Genomic DNA, 17,947 nt, shown 5'->3' with positions numbered 1-17,947 from the left:
GGATGTGTGACCACGTCCCGGATGTCACCAGCTCGCAGGGAGCCGCTTCAACCCGCGCAGCACGAAGGTCGGCCGCCACTCCGGGTTTTCCGCGTCATCGAGCCGCAGGTCGGGGATCCGGCGCAGCAGCGTCGAGATCGCGATCTCGGCCTCGATCCGCGCCAGCTGGGCGCCGAGGCAGAAATGGATGCCGCCGCCGAACGACAGCGGCTTCACGTTCGGCCGCTGGATGTCGAGCTTCTCGGGATGGTCGGGATAGACCGCCTCGTCGTGGTTGGCCGAACCGAGCAGGCACAGCACGCTCTCGCCCTTCGGGATGCGCTTGCCGCCGAGATCCTCGATGTCTTCCAGCGCGACGCGGCCGGTCAGCTGCACCGAGGAATCGTAGCGCAGGAACTCCTCGATCGCATTGGTGATCAGGCCGGGATTGGCCTTCAGCAGCGCGAGCTGGTCCGGGTTGCGGAACAGCGCCAGCAGGCCGTTGCCGATCAGGTTCACGGTGGTCTCGTGGCCGGCGCCGAACAGCAGGATGATGTTGGCGGTCAGTTCCTCGTTGGTCAGCTTCTGGCCGTTCTCCTCGGCCTGCACCAGTTGCGTGGTCAGGTCGTCGCCGGGCTGCTTGCGGCGCAGCTCGAACAGCTGGTGGAAATACATCGCAGCCATCGCGTTGCCGGCGTTGCCCTGCTTGATCTCCTCTGCCGATAGCGGCACCGGCTCGAGCAGGCGGCCGCCGTCGCGCGAGCCGTTGTAGAAGGCATCGCGATGCTCCTCGGGGATACCGAGCATGTCGCAGATGATCGTTACCGGCAGGCGGAACGCGAAATCCTCGATCAGGTCCATCTTGCCTTGCGGAATGATGCGGTCGAGCGTTTCGTCGACGACGTGCTGGATTCGCGGCCGCATGTCCTCGACCCGGCGCGCGGTGAACGCCTTGACGACGAGGCCGCGCAGGCGGGTATGGTCGGGCGGGTCCTGCTGCAGCATCCAGTGGCTCATGCTGCGGATGACCGGCTCGTCCATGATCTTCGGGCCGTAGCGGCGAATGCTGCGCTCGACATAGTCCTTGCCGAACCGCTTGTCGCGCAGCACGAGGCTCGCCTCGGCGTGCCGGCTGGCGACGAAGGCGCCGTGCGCGTTGACATGCATCGGATCGAGCCGGCGCAGCCGCTCATAGTACGGATAGGGATTGCGAATGAATTCGGGCGCCAGTGGATTGAAAAGCGGCTCGCCGCTGGCCGGCTGAACTTGCTCGTTCATGGTGACCTCGTTCGTGCGCTACGCCGGTGCCTACACTCTGGCGCGCCTTGGTGTCATCCTCAAGACCGCACCATCGCGGGGGCGGCTGTTCTGTTTCTGTCGAATGCAACTCGATACACTCTTGTATCGAGTTGCATTGTGCCCTAAACTGCGCCGATGTCAAGGGTTCGAACCAGGCCGACACGGGACGACACCTGCGAGAAGCTGTTCGAGGCGGCGGCGCGGGTGTTCGAGGAACAGGGCATCGGCGGCGCCAGCATCGAAGCGATCGCGGCCGCCGCGGGCTTCACCCGCGGCGCGTTCTATTCGAACTTCAAGAGCAAGGACGAGCTGATCTTCGCGATGCTCGAGGATCACGTCGAGCAATCGATCCGGCGCAATCTCGATTTGCTCGCCAGGCACAGTGACCTCGCGGACTTCCTGGCGGCATTGCGCACCGTGGACCGCAGCCGGCAGGATCCGCTCGGCCGCTCGCCTCTCCTGCATATGGAGATGATCCTGTTCGTGGCACGCGCCGAGAAGCGCCGGCCCGAACTCGCCAAACGCCTGCGTGCACGACGCAAACTGATTGCCGACATCGTCGAGACTGCACAGAAGAACAGCGGCAGGAACGCCAGGCTCAATCCGGACTGGACCGGCGCGATCGTGCTGGCGCTGGAAGACGGCTTCCGTCTGCACCGCCTGATCGATCCGGAGACCACGCCAGCCGACAGTTGCCTGCGCGCGATCACCGACCTGCAGCGGGCGATCGGCGTTTCATCCGCCTGATGCGTCAGGCGGCGCTGGCGGCCTTGTGCATTTGTCCGGCGACGGCACGGACCTTGCGCGGCGAGGCCTGCCAGATCGCGAATGCCGACAGCAGGCTGACGGCGATCCCGAGCAGGAACGCGCTGGTATAGCTGCCCGAGAGATCATAGAGCTGGCCGGTGATCCAGGGGCCGGCGGCTCCGCCGGCGAGCGCGGCCAGCATCACGGTGCCGAAGATGCTCCCGTAGTGCCTGCCCTGGAATATCTCCAGCACCACCGGTCCCATCACGGATGTCAATCCATAGCCGAGCGCACCTTGCGTGAACACCATGAGATAGATCAGCGCCATGCTCGGCCAGTATTTCAAGGCGGCGAGCGCGGCAAAGCAGATCACGAAGCCGAAGCAGGAGATGGCCCACACCCATTCGCGGCCGATGCGATCGGAGAGATGCCCGAGCCAGATCTGGCCGGGAATGCCGAGCAGGCTGACGACGCCGAGCGCCCAGACGCCGACATTGGAGCTGAAGCCGATGTCGAGCAAGAATTTGGTCTGGTGCACCTGCACCGCATACCAGATGTACAGGCCGCAGAAATAACCGATCGCGATCCACCAGAATCGCGCGGTGCGCAGCGCGCGCGGCAGCGTCCAATCGGTGCCGGCCCACACCGGATCGACGATGTTCGATGCCGGTCTGGCCGACGTCGCCGTCGGCGCGGCATCGCCGTCCGGCTGCAGGCCGATGTCCTCCGGCTTCTTGTGCAGCAACAGGTTGATCGGCGCCAGCGCGACCAGCACCAGGATCCCCATCGCGGTGCAGGCGGTGCGCCAGCCGGTCTGCTCGATCATGTGCTGTACCCATGGCAGCAATGTCACCGAGCCGATGCCGACGCCGGCAAATGCGAGCCCGATCGCCAGCCCGCGGCGGCGGATGAACCAGTTCGGCACGAACAGCGATTGCCCGGAATAGCCGAGGCACACGCTGCCGGAACCAACCAGCACGCCGATGGTGAGATAGAGATGCCAGGGCTGCGTGGTGAGCGGCGCCAGCAGCAGGCCGGAGCCCATCAAGAGGACACCAAGCTCCATCACCGCGCGCGGACCGCTGCGGTCCATCAGCCGCCCGATCAGCGGGCTCGCGATCGCGGAAGCGACGAAGCCGAACGAGAATGCGCCTGCGGTAACGCCGCGCTCCCAGCCGAATTCGGAGATGATCGGCGGATAGAACAGCGAGAACGCCGTTCGCGCATTGACGCCGATCGCCATGGTGACGAACGTCACCGCGACGATGATCCAGCCGTAAAAGAAGGGAAGTCGCATGGAGGTCTTCATTGCCAGGGTCAGGGGACGACTACCTGTTTCAGCCTACGCCCGCTGACGGTCAAGTCCCATGGACAAGGTTGGCTTCACGGGCCGGTATTCCACCAGCCCGCGTCGATTCGCTCGATCAACAGCCCGAATTGTGTGAAGCAATTCATAGACAGATAGGCTCGGCACGGCAAACTCGCGCGCGATGTCGAAGCCCTCGGCCATGCCAGCTGACCTTCCGTTGCCTGCGGAAATTGCGAGCACGCTCGATCGGACGGCGGGCCGCACCGGATGCATTGATGAGGATCGCCCACGGTAACGCCGCGCTCCCGGCCGAACTCGCTCACGATCGGCGGCCAGAACGGACAATTCCATTTCCTGCATTGACGCAGATCAATGGTGACGCATTTCGTCGCAACGATGACCCAGCCATGCAGTCAAGGGGCGCAGTTGCGTTGCGTGGGCAAAGCACGAACGCCTCCTCAAAGGTTGCAAACAATATACTGTACCAGCGCACCCGGCTGGCCCACCCTGCCGGATGAAGCCTTCCTTTATGATCTTGATGAAGATATTCTTTTTCGCGTTGATGTCGCGTTCGTCGTGCCAGATTTCAGTCGCGTATCAGTAAATTTTGCAGAAGTATCAATAATATGATGACCCCATCGGTCCCGGAAGTTCGGCGACGCCTTGCGGCAATTCTTGCGGCAGACGTGGTCGGGTATACGCGCTTGATGGAGGCGCACGAGGAAAACACCCACACCTGCCTGATGCGACTGCGCTCGGAAATCCTCGACCCGGGCGTCACGGCGCAGAACGGAAGGATCGTCAAGAATACCGGCGATGGCTTCCTTGCGACATTCGATACCGCGCGCGACGCAACGCGGTGCGCGCTTTCGCTGCAGGAAGCTCTGGCCGTCAATACGGCCGCGATGCCGGCTGACGAGCGCATCAGCTTTCGCATCGGGCTGAATGCCGCCGACATCATCGTTGAAGAAGATGACGTCTATGGCGAGGGCGTGAACATCGCGGCGCGGCTTCAGAGCTATGCGCAGGCGGGCGGCGTCGTGGTCTCGGGGGCCGTTGCGGAGCAGATCGGCCAGGACCTGGACGTGAGCGTGATTGATCTTGGCGATCTGCATCTGCGCAATATGGGCCGGCCTGTCCGCGTGTATGCGCTCCACCGCTCCATGCAGCCCGCGAAGCTGGTTGGCGAAGCACCGGTGGGCTCGGAACCTCGTCCCTCGATTGCCGTACTGCCGTTTCGGATGAACCTCGCCACTCCGGAAGAGGGGTATTTCGCCGACGGTGTCGTTGACGACATCATTCGCGGCCTTGCCGGATTAAAGGAGCTTTTTGTCGTATCGCGCGGCTCCAGCCTCGGCTTCAGCGGCCGCAACGTCGATGTGCGCGAGATCGGGCGTCGGCTCGGGGTTCGCTATGTCCTCTATGGCGGCATTCAGCGGACGATGACCTCGGTCCGCATCGTGACAGAGCTCAGCGACGCCGAGTCCGGCGAGGTCATTCGTTCGGATTTGCACGAAGGCGACCTTCGCGAACTGTTTGCGCTCCAGGACCGGATTGCCGTCAATGTCGTAAGACAAATCGCCCCGCAGGTTCGCGAGCGTGAGCTGATGCGATCGATGCGGAAACACCCGCAGAACCTGACCGCCTACGACCTCGTGTTGCAGGCGCTCGATCTGTTGTACCGGATGGACTACGATTCCTTTTCCAAGGCGCGTGGCCTGCTCGAGCAAGCCATTTCATACGATCCAAATTTTTCGTTGGCCTATTCCTACGTCGCGCTGTGGTACGTGTTCCGGATCGGGGAAATCGGATCGCCGGATCCCGAAGGTGATATCATCGCCGGCGCCAGATACGCCAAGGAGGCGATCGATCGAGGCGGCGACGATGCATTCGCGCTGGCGGTGTATGGTCACGTCCAGTCATTCCTGCTGCATGACTTTCAAAGCGCAAGGATAGCCCTCGACCGCGCTATCGCCGCCGGCCCGAATTCAGCCATGGCCTGGACGATGGCGAGCGCAACGTCCGGCTTTCTTGGCGATGGCCCTACCGCCGTGCACCAGGGTGAGCAGGGCGTCCGGCTCTCGCCGCTCGACGCGCGCTCGTTCTGGCACGAGGGATTGTTCGGCCAGGCTCACTACGTCAATGGCGATTATGAGCAGGCATTGGAGTGGGTGCGTGGCGCATTGAACCGCAACGGGCTCATTCGCTTCAATCATCGCCTGCTCATCGTCACGCTCGGTGCCTTGGGCCGTCGTGAAGAAGCAGCGGAGGCGGCACGCCGCTACCTGGAAATCCAACCCGGATTCCGCATTTCGTCCTACGCGCCACGCTGCCCGTTTCGGGGCGATGCATTGGAAACCTGGCTCGGCCACCTCAGATCGGCGGGGCTTCCTGATTGACCGGTATTGCTGACGACAACTGCCGAGAGAGGGAGAGACGTCAATGACAGGCAACACAGGTAACACGGGCAATACCGGAAACACCGGCAATACCGGAAATACAGGAAATACCGGCAACCTCGGAGGGGGCGGCTGGCTGATTTCAGACCGGGTTGATTTGCCGTTCGTCACGAGGCTCGACCCTGCGGGGACGGACGAGCTTGGCACCCTGCGGCGGACGCCGCCGGCGCATTTCGGCAGCCGGCAATGGTCGGCAAACTGGTATGCGTGGCGTGTCCTGCATCAGTTCATCGCCAATGTCCCCGGCTGGGCAGCGACCGTCGACGCCGACGCCACCTTCACGCAGATCCGGACCGACCTGGTTGCCAACTATTCCGCCCAGATCGACAACCTCGTGCTCGCCGCGCGGGACGAACGGCCCGATGCCATGGGCCTGATCCTCTCGCAGGACGTCGAATTTTTCACGGATTTTCTGGCTGTGCTGACCGCGAGGCCCAGCTCGCATACGCAGACCTGGCGCCTGCTGAATATCGCGAGTTTGATCGGGTCCTTTGCGGCATTGTATTTCAAGGACAAGTACGATTTGCCCCGGCCGTCGCAGATTTGTCCCGCATTGCTGCCGCCGATCCAGGTCCCCGGCCACTCATCCTGGCCGAGCGGGCATTCCACCCAGGCACATTTCATGAAAAACTGCATGCTGCGGGTGTTCGCCGCGACGCCGATGTCCGCGGCTGACCAGGCCGTCTGGAAGTCCGACCTGTCGATCCTGGCGGATTCGATCGCGCGAAACCGCGAGATCGCCGGCGTGCATTATCCGAAGGATTCGGAAGGCGGCGCCAGGATCGCCGATCTGCTGGATACCGCCATTCTGACAGCAACCGTCGTGCCGATGTTCGACGCCGCAATCACGGCTGCCGCAGGCGAATGGCAATGAGCACCCGAAACGGGCGGAGCCCCACATACGACACCGAAGCCCTGAAGAAGGTCGTCAGGGATTCGACGACCAGCGCGCTTCCTCCCACCGGATTTCGCACGATGGTCGCCTCGCAGGACGAGCTGAAGGCGCTCGGCTTTCCGAGACGGCCGGACCCGGTGCTGCAGCCGGCCGAGTATGCATTCTGGCAGAAGATGTTTGGTCCGACGGTGGCGTTCGAGGCCTTCGATATCGCCCTGCTTCCTCCCGTCACGGCGGGCCTGCGCCGATCCTTCGACCAATCGCCGCGGCGCGAGAGCAGCCTCAACTGGTCCGGCGCCTACATCACGCCGAGGGACGGCACCATATTCTCGTCGGTTTGGGGGAAGTTTCAGGTGCCGACGCCGACCCAGCCGGCGAGCGGCCGGGCCAGCGAGATCTATCACAGCTCGACATGGATCGGCTTTGATGGACAACGCCGGTACTACAGATCGACGCTGCCGCAGATCGGCACCGCGCAGAACATCGACCCTGCCGTCGGCGCGGGCAGCCCGACGACCTCGTTCTTCGCATGGTGGCAATGGTGGGTCAGGGGCGACCCGGCCCAGGCGCATCCCATCACGCTCGTGTCGCCGAAGATTCATGCCGGCGATCTGATCATGTGCCTCATGCAGGTGGCACCGGATCGCACCGGCGTGTCGTTCGTGATCACGAACCTCACGACCAGTCGCTCCGTGCAGTTCTTTCAAACCGCACCCCTGACCCAGCTGGGGCAACCCTTCAAGATTCCCGGCGCAACGGCGGAATGGGTGATGGAGCGGTCGGCCCTCCCTGGAAATCCAGCCCCGCTGCAGCTCCCGGACTACGGCACCGTGGTCTTCCACGACTGCGGCGCGTCCGCAATCAACATGAATACCGGAGCGACGGTGGAGCGCAATCTCTCCGGCGCGAAGCTCATCGACATGTACGTCGTGAAGGAGGGCCCGGAAAGGACCGAGAAGCCCTCCATTGCGAAACCGATCGATTCGACGGAATTCCTCACCCACTTCCGCTAGCGCGCATTCGACAGCGCTCCGCGGCGAGACTCGGCACCGACGAGGTTGGAACGGCACCCTACGCCAGGGCGTGGCTTTCATGGCCGAAATAGGCGCGCTCGAGCCGATGCACGAGGTCGCTCTCGCCGGTCACAGCCTCCAACGCAATCGTCCCCTGCACCAGCGCGTAGACCCGATCGGCGCACGCCAGCGCCTTCTCCAGCAGTTGCTCGACCAGCAGCACGGAGGTGCCCTGCCCGCGCAGCCGGCCGATGACGTTAAGGACGCGATCGACCAGCACCGGCGACAGTCCGGCGGAGGGCTCGTCAAGCATCAACAGTCGCGGCCGACGGACCAGGCCCTGCGCCACCGTCAGCATCTGCTGCTGCCCGCCAGAAAGCGCGCCGCCGCGCTCATGCCGCTTCTCGGCGATCTCGGGAAAGAATGACAGCGCCTCCTCGATGCGCACGGCGCGTTCCGCGCGCGGCAGGTCGTAGCCGGCAAGCAGCAGATTGTCGGTGACGGAGATCTGAGTGAACACGCGATGGCCCTCGATCACATGCACGAGCCCGGCCCGCGCCGCATCGCGCGGCGTGGCGTTGGTCATGTCGCGTCCGCCGAACCGGACCTGCCCGGCATTGACGGGCAACAATCCCGACATTGCGCGCAGCAGCGTGGTCTTGCCGGCGCCGTTCGGACCGAGCAATGCGACGACCTCGCCGGCGGCGATGCTCATGTCGATGCCGTGCAGCACGCGGATCTTGCCGTAGCCGGACTCCAGCGCGCGCACGGCAAGCAGAGGTTCAGCCTCCGAGGTAAGCACTGACGACCTCCTTGTGGACGCGAATCTGCGCCGGCGTTCCAGCCGCCAGCGTGCGGCCGAGATTGAGCACGGTGACCTCGTGACAGATGTCGAAGATCAGGTCGGCATGATGCTCGACCAGCAGTACGCCGGCGCCGCGGGCGCAGACTGCCTTGATCAGGCTGGCGAGCCGTTCGATCTCGTCATTGGAGAGGCCCGCCGCGGGTTCGTCGAGCAGCAAAAAGTCGGGATCGAGCATCAGCGCGCGTGCGATCTCGATGAAGCGCAGCTCGCTGTGCTGCAGGCGATCGGCGCGCACGTCGGCGAGTGCCTCGAGGCCAACGACGCCCAGCAGCGCACGCGCCTTCTCGGCGAGCATGCGTTCGTCCCCGCCGTTGCGCGGCAACGCCAGCATCGCCTCGACGAAGTTGGCCCGGCCTTCGATCGAGCCGCCGATCATGACGTTCTCCAGCACCGAGGCTTCACCGATCACGCGCGGGGTCTGAAAGGTGCGCGCGATGCCGCTGGCTGCGCGCTTGACCGGCTGGCCCGCCGGCAACGACGCGTCGCCGAGCGTCATGGTGCCGGCCTTCGCGGCGTAGTAGCCCGAGATCACGTTCAGCGTGGTGGTCTTGCCGCTGCCGTTCGGCCCGATCAGGCCATGAATCTGGCCGGGTGAGACATCGAGGTCGAGCCCGTCGATCGCCTTCACATTGCCGAAGCTGAGCGCGATGCCGCGCAGCCGCAGCGGCTTGCCGCCGTCGCGCCGACGCACGATGTCGGCAAGCGCGGCCGGGCGCGGCACGATGGCGCGGTTGCTGGCGAGCGGACGGCGGTTGCGGAAATCGAGCAGCGCCGCGATGCCGCCGGGCATGACCAGCACGATCAAGAGCAGCAGCACCGCGTAGAGGAAGGTCGACCACGCCGCCAGCGGCGCCGCGATCTCCGGCAGGATGGTCAGGATGACGGTGCCGAGCATCGGCCCGAGGATCGAGCCGCGGCCGCCGATCAGGATCGCGATGAAGAACAGCACCGAGAGGTCGAAGGTGAATGCGTCGGGCGTGATGTAGGTCTGCAAGGTCGCGAACAACCCGCCGGCGATCGCCGCCAGCGCGCCGGCGAACAGGAAGATGGCGATCAGCATCTTCGGCTTCGAGATGCCGCTGGCCTCGGCGGCAACCTCGGCGTCGCGCACCGCGATCAACGCACGGCCAAACCGGCTGCGCGCGACGTTGGCGCTCATCCACGTTGTGAATGCGGCGAACCCGACGCAGAGGCCGTAGAAGCCCCATGGCGTGTTGAACGGCGCCGGGAATTCGGGACCAGCGATGCCGATGCCGCCGCCGGTCACGCTCTGCCAGGCCAGCGCGATTTGCGTCACGATGGTCGCAAAGCCCAAGGTCGACATCGCGAAGTAAAAGGTGCGCAGCCGCAAGGCCGGCAGGCCGACGATGACGCCGAAGATCGCGCCGACGAGGCCCGCGATCGGCAAGGCGGCGAAGACCGGAATGGCCGGCAGCACATTGCCGGCGACCAGTACGCTGGTCGTGTAGGCGCCGAGCGTCAGCAGCGCGACATAGCCGATCGCAAGGTGACCGGCGAAGCCGACCACGAGGTTGAGACCCGACACCAGCACCCAGTAGATCGCGGCGCGCGTGCCGATCAGCACCCAGTAATCATTGCCGACGAAGGGCAGCAGCACCGCCGCCGCCAGGATGCCGAGGAACGGCAGGATGTGCGGCAGCGCGGCGCGCCAGGCGGCGGCGGCGTCGGTCCGGGACGGAGCGGCGGCGACCGAGGTCATCACACCCTCCGCGCGGTCGAGGCGCCGAACAGCCCTTGCGGCGCTGCGAGCAGCACCACGATGAACAGCGTGAACACCGCGACCGAGGAGAAGATGCCGCCGACCAGGAAGTTCGCCGCCTGCTGGAACAGGCCGAGCGCCAGCCCGCCGATGATCGCACCTCGGTTATTGCCGAGCCCGCCCAGCGCCACCGGCACGAAGCCGTAGAAATTGAGCAGCGCGCCATTGGCGAAGAAGGCGAGCAGCAACTGTCCGCCGGAGAATCCGGCGATCCCGCCGACCACGCCGGCCAGCGCGTAGCTCGCGACGCGCAGATTGCGCTCCGGCAGGCCAAGCGCCCGCGCCGCGAAATTGTCTTCCGCGATGGCCAGGAACGCGCGGCCGACCAAGGTGCGGCGGTAGAGATATTCGAGGCCGATGATGGTGATCGCGCAGGCTGCGATCGGCAGCCAGAACTTTTCGTCCAGCACGCCCTCACCTATTCCCACTATGCGCGGGAATGGCTGCGGCTCGGTGCCCCATTTGATCGCGGTGACCTGCTGGATCATCAGCGCGACCGCCAGGGTCGACAGCACGTAGAGATGCTGGTCGAGGCTCTTGAGCACCGGGCGCACCGCGACGAATTCGGTGATGATCCCGATCACCGCGCAGCACAACAGCGTCAGCACGAAGCCGGCCGCGATCGGCAGGCCGAGCTTCAGCGTGAACATCGAGCCGAACACGCCGCCGAGCATCGCAAGCTGGCCGGCTGTGAAGCTCATCACCCGCGAGGTCGAGAACATCGTGTTGTAGGTGACGCCGACCAGCGCGTAGATCGCGCCCGCCGCGAGACCGGATGCAAGGATCGAGGTGAGCATCGAAGCCAGCATTGGCTGCGCCCTCGCCCGCTTACGTGTATCCCGGCGCCAGCGCGAAGGTGCCGTTCCTGGCGGTCGAGGATTCCGACATCACGATCTCTTCGGTCAAATAGCCGTTATGCTCGGTCGGCGAGAAGCGGTAATTGCCGAAATAGCCGGGATAGGTCGACAGCGAATTCCAGTACTTGATGATCCCGGCACTGTCGGTCGAGCCGCTTTCCGCAACCGCCTTGGCGATCAGCTCGATGCAATCGATGCCGCCCGCGACCCACCACAGCAGCGTATCGTTCAGCGCGATGTTGGCCTTGGTCAGGCGCGCGACCAGATCCTCGCTCTTCGGCGGCAGCTTGCCGGCGCTGTCATAGCTGCAGCTCTTGTAACCGATCGCATAGACCTTCTTCCAGTTCTCCGGCTTTGCAACGAGGCTCGCGAGCTCACCCGACGCCATCGAGGGGTGGCCGACGAAAGGAACGTCCCAGTTCATCGCCGCGCGGGTGTTGAACATCCGCGCCTCCATGCCGGTGGAAACGCTCCACACCACGATCGCCTCGGCGCCGGCGTTCTTGGCGCGCAGCATGTCCGGCGTCATGTCGGGCTGCGTGGCGTCGATATTGGCCTGATAGACCACCTCGGCGCCGTCCTTCTTGAACGCCGCAACGGAGGCGCCGACCGCGGTGACGCCATAACCGGTGGTGTCGCCGATCACCGCGACCTTCTTCACCTTAAGGATCTTCAGGCAATAATTGCGCACGGCATCGTCCCATTGACTGTTCGAGGGTGCGATGCGGAATGCGTTGGGGAACTTGACCGGGTCGATCAGGGTCTCGACCACGCAAGGGTGCAGATCGGGCATCTTGGCGCGCGCCATGATCGGCGTCGTCGCCAGCGCCTCGCCTGAGTTCAGCGGCCCCCAGATTGCGTGAACCTTGGCCTGGCTGATCAGCTCCTGCGTGGCGTTGACAGCCTTGGTCGGGTCACCCTGGGTGTCGCGCATCACGAGCTCGATCTTGCGCCCCTTGACGCCGCCTGCGCCGTTGATGGCATCGACTGCGAAATTGACGCCGCGGTTGAAGCCGACGGTCGGCGCCGAGCTCGGCCCGGTGATCGCCGCGAGACAACCGATCTTGATCGGTTCCGATTGTGCGATCGCTGGCGCCGGGAAGGAGAATGATGCGGCACCCAGTGCGCCGGCGCTGCCCAACAAAACGTCACGGCGTGAAACGGCCATGTGATGCACTCCCTGCTTCCCTCTCGGCGCCCGTCGTTTGTTGCGGGACGTCCGTCGATTGATTGTCCGCGCGCTCTGGGGCCGCGGTTTGACAGGCTCAAGTTTGGGCTGGATGCGAAGCTCTTGTCCAGCCCCTCGGCCGACATTGGGATCAGCCGAACTTTCATGGCCGCGGGCGCCGCATCCAGTGCTCGGCATTGACCGCGCCGACCGGGATTTCTCCGGCAACGATCTTCGCGACCTGGCGCACCGTCTCCGATGACTGGTGCTCGATGGCTTGCGGCGTCAGGCCACCACCGACATGCGGGGTTGCAATGACATTGTGCAGCTTCGCAAGCCCCAGCGTCAGCCCGGGACACTGCGCAGCCTCCGGACACGGGCCTGTGACCATAGTTGAATGCATCTGCGACGAAACTTCTGGATTGTTGCCCGCGTACACGCCAAGACAGGACAGCTAGTTTCGAAGGTTCCTTGATGCACGACGTCACGATCCCGGCCGCCTTGATCGCCGGTCTAGTCAGCTTCCTGTCGCCCTGCGTGCTGCCGCTGGTGCCGCCCTATCTGATCTATTTGACCGGCGCGACCATCGAGCAGGTCAACCAGGACGGCGCCACCGCGGCCTCCAAGCGCGCGGTGATGACGGCGGCGCTGATGTTCGTGCTCGGCTTCTCCACCGTGTTCGTCGCGCTCGGCGCCAGCGCCTCGATCATCGGCGGCCTGGTGCGCGCCTGGTCGGCCGAGCTCTCGATCCTGGCCGGCATCGTCATCATCATCATGGGCCTGCATTTCCTCGGCGTGACCCGGATCGGCCTGCTGATGCGCGAGGGACGGCTGACCGCACCCAAGCCGGTCGGGCTTTGGGGCGCCTATGTCATGGGCCTCGCATTCGCCTTCGGCTGGACCCCCTGCATCGGTCCGATCCTCGCGGCAATCCTGTCGATCGCAGCCTCACAAGCCACCGTAACCAAGGGCGCCGGCCTGCTCGCGGTGTATTCCGCCGGCCTCGGCATCCCCTTCCTTCTCGCCGCCTTCCTGGTCGAGCAGTTCTCCTCGCTGTTCGCGCGGATGAAGCGCCATCTCGACACCGTCGAGCGCGTGATGGGCGTGCTGATGGTGGTCACCGGCATCGGCTTCCTGACCGGCGCGGTCTCCAGTGTCAGCGTCTGGCTGCTGGAAACCTTCCCGGCACTGCAAAACATCGGCTAGAGCGTTCCGCGCAGCCTGAAGCTCTTCGCGCCTGCACGCGCGCGTCAGCTGGCTTTTGGCGCCGCGATGGCGGACTATTCCGTCCCTTCGCCGCCAGATGAGTCGGAGACCGATGGCCCAAACCCCCGCGACACGCGCCCGCTGGCCGATCTTCCGCTCGTTGGCCGACTTTCAGCCGAGCGACTTGCCGGGCGACCTGATCGCCGGGCTGACGCTCGCCGCAATCGCGATCCCCGAGCAGATGGCGACCGCCCGACTCGGCGGCTTCTCGCCGCAGATCGGCTTCTTCGCCTTCATGGCCGGCTCGCTCGGCTTTGCTATGCTCGGCGCCAACCGCTTCCTGTCCTGCGGCGCCGATTCCACGATCACACCGATCTTCGCGGCCGGCCTTGCACTGATGGCGACCGCCGGCACACCTGACTATCAGTCGTTGGCGATGGCACTGGCGCTGATGGTCGGCGCGATCATGGTCGCCGGCGGCCTGTTCAGGCTCGGCTGGATCGCCAATTTGCTGTCGACGCCGGTGACGGTCGGCTTCCTCGCCGGCATTTCCGTCCACATCCTGGTCTCGCAGCTGCCCGGCGTGCTCGGCGTAACCACGCCGGACGGCGCGACGCTCTACAAGCTCGGGATTCTCATCGAAAAGATCGGCCAGACCAATACCTACACGCTGGCGATCGGCCTCGGCGTGCTGGCTCTGGTTGCCGGATCGGAGAAGATCAGCGCGCGGATTCCGGGCGCGCTGATCGGGCTTGTGGTGGCGACCATCGCCGTGATCGCGGGCCATCTCGAAAGCAAGGGCGTCAAGGTGGTCGGCACCGTGCCCGCGTCGCTGCCAACGCCGTCGCTTCCGGACATCGCGCCGGAGCGATGGATCAAATTGTTGTCGCTGGCGATCCTGATCGCGATCGTGGTGATGGTGCAAACCGCAGCGACGACGCGCTCGTTTCTCTCAGATCCGGACAAGCCGGCCGACGTCGATCGCGACTTCCTCGGCGCCGGTGCCGGCAGTCTGCTCGCCGGCCTGTTCGGCGCCTTCCCCGTCAACGCAAGCCCGCCGCGCACCGGCATCGTGTCGGAGACCGGCGGCCGCACGCAGCTCGCCGGGCTGTTCGCCGCGGCCATCGTGCTCGCCCTGCTGGCATTCGGTGCGACGCTGCTGCAGCACGTGCCCGATGCGGCGCTCGGCGGCGTCCTGCTGTTCGTGGCGCTGCGCATCATCCGCCTCAAGCAGATCGTCACGATCTACCGCCAGTCGTTCTACGAATTCCTGCTGGTGGCGGCGACAGCCGCCGCGATCATCGTGCTGCCGATCGAGCAAGGCGTCGCGGTCGGCATCGCGCTGTCGCTGCTGCACGGCATCTGGACCACGACACAGGGCCGGCTGGTGGAATTCCTCCATGTGCCCGGCACCACGATCTGGTGGCCAACGGGACCGCACGTCACCGGCGAACGCAAGCCCGGCATCGCGGTGGTCGGCCTGCAGGCCCCGTTGTCGTTCCTCAACGCGGAAAGCTTCAGCAGCGGCGTGCTCAAGGCCATCGGCGGCGCGACGTCGAAGCCGAGGCTGCTGGTGATCGAGGCCAGCGGCATGGTCGAGATCGATTTCACGGCGGCGCAGGCGCTGCGCGACCTGTTTCGCGAATGCCGGGATGACGGTGTGACGGTGGCGGTGGCGCGGCTCGAATCCACCCGCGCGCAGGAGGCGTTCGAGCGATTCGATCTCTACGACGTGCTGCAGCGGGACCACGTCTTCCACAGCGTCGACGAGGCGGTGCGGGCGCTGGACGGAGAGAACCACCGCCTCGGGAACACTTGATACAGGTCAACAACCGTCGACGTCCCTGCTTGTAATCCTGTTGCGAGCGGCAACGACACGATGCTGGTGCGATGACGAGACCTGTGCCGGATCGAGCGGAAATTGCGCTTGAATATCCTGACAAGTTCTTTGTCGGGACCTTCGAGCGCTCGTCGCGATTTGAGGCGCACCTCGATCCGAATGGCTTCACCTTGATCCTCGAGCGCCCGGGTGACGAGGCCACGCGCAAATCGGTTCACATGCATATCAACTTTGGTCTGTTCGCCAGCATTCTGAGCGACCTGGCGGCGTCGGTGAGCCGTGTTCCGAACGATGATATTCTGCATCGTGATCAGCTCGCACGAGCGGTTGCCGAATTGCACCGGGCGCTGGCCAAGGAGGAGGTACGTGGCGACGGTGCCTCGTGATGGCAGCAGGTCAGGCCTGGCGCGCTGAACCTGCAGGATCAGCGCAAGCCCCCTCTTCCTCCAGCATCGGATGCTCCCTCAGCACCTCCGCCTTGATCGAGCCCGCGTGGATGGCGCGGAACAGCGCCCGCCCGGTCTTGATGTTGTTGGCTTTCAAGCAAAGACCGACGATCTCGCGCACCGCAGAATCGCGCACCAGCGCGTCGGAGATCTTCATCGCGGTCTCCATCGCCGCCTTGGCGGCACGCTCGTAGCGATCGCGCTCGATCTGCTGCTGCTTCGGCGAGCGCCTGCCGGGCGAGCCGACTGCCTCGGCACAGCCGGCCGCATCACGGCAGATCGCACGGATTCTGTGTGCAGCCTCGATGTCGCCGAGCGGCTGCGCGACCGGATCGTCCCAGATGTCCTTGAGCTTGGCCTTGTTGAACAACCACATCGCCGCACCTCGAAGCGCGGCAAACATAGCTGTCCCCGGTGCAACCTGTGAATGGCAGAGTCTGCGCGACGCCGAGCAAGCGGCGAACTATGGCACCGGGGCCACACCAACCAGGTGCTTCGCGCGATGCGCGCCTGGAGCTGGAGGCCGTGATCACAGCCGGTCACACACGGTGGGCAAGAAAGTGCCCGCGGACGCAGATGAATCCTCCGCTGTGTGACGACGCCTCAGATGGCGGGAACGATCTTGCCGGGATTGAAAATATTCTGCGGATCGAGCGCCTGCTTCAGCGCCCGCATCGCGTCGAGCGCCTCCACCCCGAGCTCGGCCTTCAGATATTTCTGCTTGCCCTGGCCGATGCCGTGCTCGCCGGTGCAGGTGCCGTCCATCGCCTGCGCCCGTTCGACCAGCCGATGCATGAACTCCTCGCCGCGCGCCATCTCGTCCTTGTCGTTGACGTCGCAGACCAGCGAGCAGTGGAAATTGCCGTCGCCGACATGGCCGACGATCGGCGACAGCAAATTGAGCCGCTTCAGATCGTCCTCGGTCTCGGTGACGCAGTCGGCAAGCCGCGAGATCGGCACACAGACGTCGGTCGCGACCACGCCGATGCTGTCGCCGGGACGGATCGCCTTCACCGACCAGTAGGCATCATGCCGAGCCTGCCACAGCTTGGTGCGGTCCTCCGGCTTGGTGGTCCAGGTGAACTCGCCGCCGCCGCACTCGGCGGCGATGTCGCGGAAATTCTTCGACTGCTCGGCGACCTCGACCTCGCTGCCGTGGAATTCCAGCAGCAGCAGCGGCGTCTCCGGCAGCGACAGCTTCGAATAATTGTTGCAGGCCTTGACCTGCGCGGCATTGAGCAGCTCGATCCGGGCGACCGGGATGCCGGTCTGAATCGCGAGGATGGTGGCCTGGCAGGCGCCGCGCACGGTGTCGAACGAACAGGCGGCAGCCGCGATGGTGTCGGGAATGCCGCGCAGGCGGATGGTCAGCTCGGAGATGATGCCGAGCGTGCCTTCAGCGCCGACGAACAGATGCGTCAGGTCGTAGCCGGCCGACGACTTCTTGGCGCGCGTGCCGGTCGTGATGATCTCGCCGTCGCCGCGCACCACCTTCAGCGCCAGCACGTTCTCGCGCATGGTGCCGTAGCGCACGGCATTGGTGCCGGAGGCGCGGGTCGAGGTCATGCCGCCGAGCGAGGCATCGGCGCCGGGATCGATCGGGAAGAACAGGCCCTGGTCGCGCAGATGCTCGTTCAGTGCCTTGCGCGTCACGCCGGGCTGAATCACGCAGTCGAGGTCCTCGGCATGCACCGCGAGCACCTTGTTCATGTCGCGCAGATCGATGCAGACGCCGCCCGCGGGCGCGTTGACCTGGCCCTCGAGCGAGGTTCCGGTGCCGAACGCGATGACGGGCACGCGGTTTGCGGCGCAGATCCGCACCACGTCCTGGATGTCGGCGGTCTCCTGGGCCATCACCACGGCATCCGGCGGCTGGTTCGGCAGCCAGGTGGTGGTATGGGCGTGCTGTTCGCGCACCGCCTGCGACGTCACGAGCCGGTTGCCGAACCGCGCCGCCAGCGCGTCGATCACGCGCTTCAGGGCCTCCGGCTCAGGTCGCGTCAGATTGCTCGAAATCGTTGTCGCCACGTCGAATTTCCTCCCGGATTTAGCCGACCGTGGCAAAGCTTGTATAAGGGGTCAAG

General features: G+C 65.0%; 15 protein-coding genes and 1 pseudogene. 7 read left to right on the top strand and 9 right to left on the bottom strand.

The annotated features are described in order from the left end of the window. Positions 1 to 24 precede the first annotated feature (24 nt). Positions 25 to 1,257 (bottom strand): cytochrome P450, encoded by a 1,233-nt coding sequence (locus AKN83_RS16040; protein WP_050401906.1) that lies wholly within the window; start codon positions 1,255 to 1,257, stop codon positions 25 to 27. Between the two features lie 156 nt (positions 1,258 to 1,413). On the opposite strand from AKN83_RS16040, the gene AKN83_RS16035 reads away from it, so the two are divergent. Further along, positions 1,414 to 2,025 carry a TetR/AcrR family transcriptional regulator gene (locus AKN83_RS16035; protein ID WP_050401907.1) on the top strand — a complete coding sequence of 204 codons (612 nt, stop codon included), beginning with the start codon at positions 1,414 to 1,416 and terminating at the stop codon, positions 2,023 to 2,025. A gap of 4 nt (positions 2,026 to 2,029) precedes the next feature. On the opposite strand, the gene AKN83_RS16030 is transcribed toward AKN83_RS16035, so the two are convergent. Continuing rightward, on the bottom strand, positions 2,030 to 3,322 hold the full coding sequence (locus AKN83_RS16030) for an MFS transporter (RefSeq protein ID WP_157113408.1): 1,293 nt from the start codon (positions 3,320 to 3,322) through the stop codon (positions 2,030 to 2,032). Between the two features lie 641 nt (positions 3,323 to 3,963). Between AKN83_RS16030 and AKN83_RS16025 the strand changes: the two genes are divergently transcribed. The 3 genes from AKN83_RS16025 to AKN83_RS16015 all read left to right on the top strand — a co-directional run bounded on the left by AKN83_RS16025 (position 3,964) and on the right by AKN83_RS16015 (position 7,701). Beyond that, a complete protein-coding gene (locus AKN83_RS16025; RefSeq protein WP_172803559.1) occupies positions 3,964 to 5,733 on the top strand; it encodes an adenylate/guanylate cyclase domain-containing protein in 1,770 nt (589 codons plus the stop codon). A 43-nt stretch (positions 5,734 to 5,776) separates the two neighbouring features. Then, positions 5,777 to 6,667, top strand: a complete 891-nt coding sequence (locus AKN83_RS16020) for a phosphatase PAP2 family protein (RefSeq protein ID WP_050401910.1) — start codon at positions 5,777 to 5,779, stop codon at positions 6,665 to 6,667. Between the two features lie 101 nt (positions 6,668 to 6,768). After that, positions 6,769 to 7,701, top strand: a complete 933-nt coding sequence (locus AKN83_RS16015; RefSeq protein ID WP_063695368.1) for an A4/G1 family peptidase — start codon at positions 6,769 to 6,771, stop codon at positions 7,699 to 7,701. A gap of 58 nt (positions 7,702 to 7,759) precedes the next feature. Here AKN83_RS16015 and AKN83_RS16010 read toward each other — a convergent pair whose 3' ends face one another. The 5 genes and pseudogenes from AKN83_RS16010 to AKN83_RS15990 all read right to left on the bottom strand — a co-directional run. Beyond that, a complete protein-coding gene (locus tag AKN83_RS16010; RefSeq protein ID WP_050401912.1) occupies positions 7,760 to 8,503 on the bottom strand; it encodes an ABC transporter ATP-binding protein in 744 nt (247 codons plus the stop codon). Next, complete coding sequence (locus AKN83_RS16005; RefSeq protein WP_050401913.1) at positions 8,484 to 10,286, bottom strand: branched-chain amino acid ABC transporter ATP-binding protein/permease; 1,803 nt, start codon at positions 10,284 to 10,286, stop codon at positions 8,484 to 8,486. Before AKN83_RS16005 ends, AKN83_RS16010 begins: the two co-directional genes overlap by 20 nt. Continuing rightward, positions 10,286 to 11,155, bottom strand: a complete 870-nt coding sequence (locus tag AKN83_RS16000) for a branched-chain amino acid ABC transporter permease (RefSeq protein WP_050401914.1) — start codon at positions 11,153 to 11,155, stop codon at positions 10,286 to 10,288. The genes AKN83_RS16005 and AKN83_RS16000 overlap by 1 nt, the downstream gene beginning before the upstream one ends. Positions 11,156 to 11,174: 19 nt before the next feature. Continuing rightward, entirely contained in the window at positions 11,175 to 12,371 is a 1,197-nt protein-coding gene (locus AKN83_RS15995; protein WP_244521993.1) for an ABC transporter substrate-binding protein, read from the bottom strand. A gap of 163 nt (positions 12,372 to 12,534) precedes the next feature. After that, positions 12,535 to 12,708, bottom strand: a pseudogene (locus tag AKN83_RS15990) (hydroxyacid dehydrogenase); the annotation flags it as partial. Positions 12,709 to 12,845: 137 nt separating this feature from the next. Between AKN83_RS15990 and AKN83_RS15985 the strand changes: the two are divergent. From AKN83_RS15985 to AKN83_RS15975, 3 genes are all read left to right on the top strand, one after another. Continuing rightward, positions 12,846 to 13,577, top strand: a complete 732-nt coding sequence (locus AKN83_RS15985) for a cytochrome c biogenesis CcdA family protein (RefSeq protein ID WP_157113407.1) — start codon at positions 12,846 to 12,848, stop codon at positions 13,575 to 13,577. A 112-nt stretch (positions 13,578 to 13,689) separates the two neighbouring features. Next, positions 13,690 to 15,396 (top strand): SulP family inorganic anion transporter, encoded by a 1,707-nt coding sequence (locus AKN83_RS15980; protein ID WP_050401917.1) that lies wholly within the window; start codon positions 13,690 to 13,692, stop codon positions 15,394 to 15,396. Positions 15,397 to 15,467: 71 nt separating this feature from the next. Further along, entirely contained in the window at positions 15,468 to 15,803 is a 336-nt protein-coding gene (locus AKN83_RS15975; protein WP_050401918.1) for a hypothetical protein, read from the top strand. Between the two features lie 10 nt (positions 15,804 to 15,813). On the opposite strand, the gene AKN83_RS15970 is transcribed toward AKN83_RS15975, so the two are convergent. Both AKN83_RS15970 and AKN83_RS15965 read right to left on the bottom strand, forming a co-directional pair. Then, entirely contained in the window at positions 15,814 to 16,239 is a 426-nt protein-coding gene (locus tag AKN83_RS15970) for a hypothetical protein (protein WP_050401951.1), read from the bottom strand. A 227-nt stretch (positions 16,240 to 16,466) separates the two neighbouring features. Continuing rightward, positions 16,467 to 17,891: an FAD-binding oxidoreductase gene (locus tag AKN83_RS15965; protein ID WP_050401919.1), complete on the bottom strand. Its 1,425-nt coding sequence runs from the start codon at positions 17,889 to 17,891 to the stop codon at positions 16,467 to 16,469. Positions 17,892 to 17,947 lie beyond the last annotated feature (56 nt).

It is taken from the genome of Bradyrhizobium embrapense (assembly GCF_001189235.2).
GTDB classification, from domain to species: Bacteria; Pseudomonadota; Alphaproteobacteria; order Rhizobiales; family Xanthobacteraceae; genus Bradyrhizobium; species Bradyrhizobium embrapense.
The sequence above is the reverse complement of the archived record's forward strand: the minus strand, read 5'-3'. Positions and strand labels throughout refer to the sequence as shown.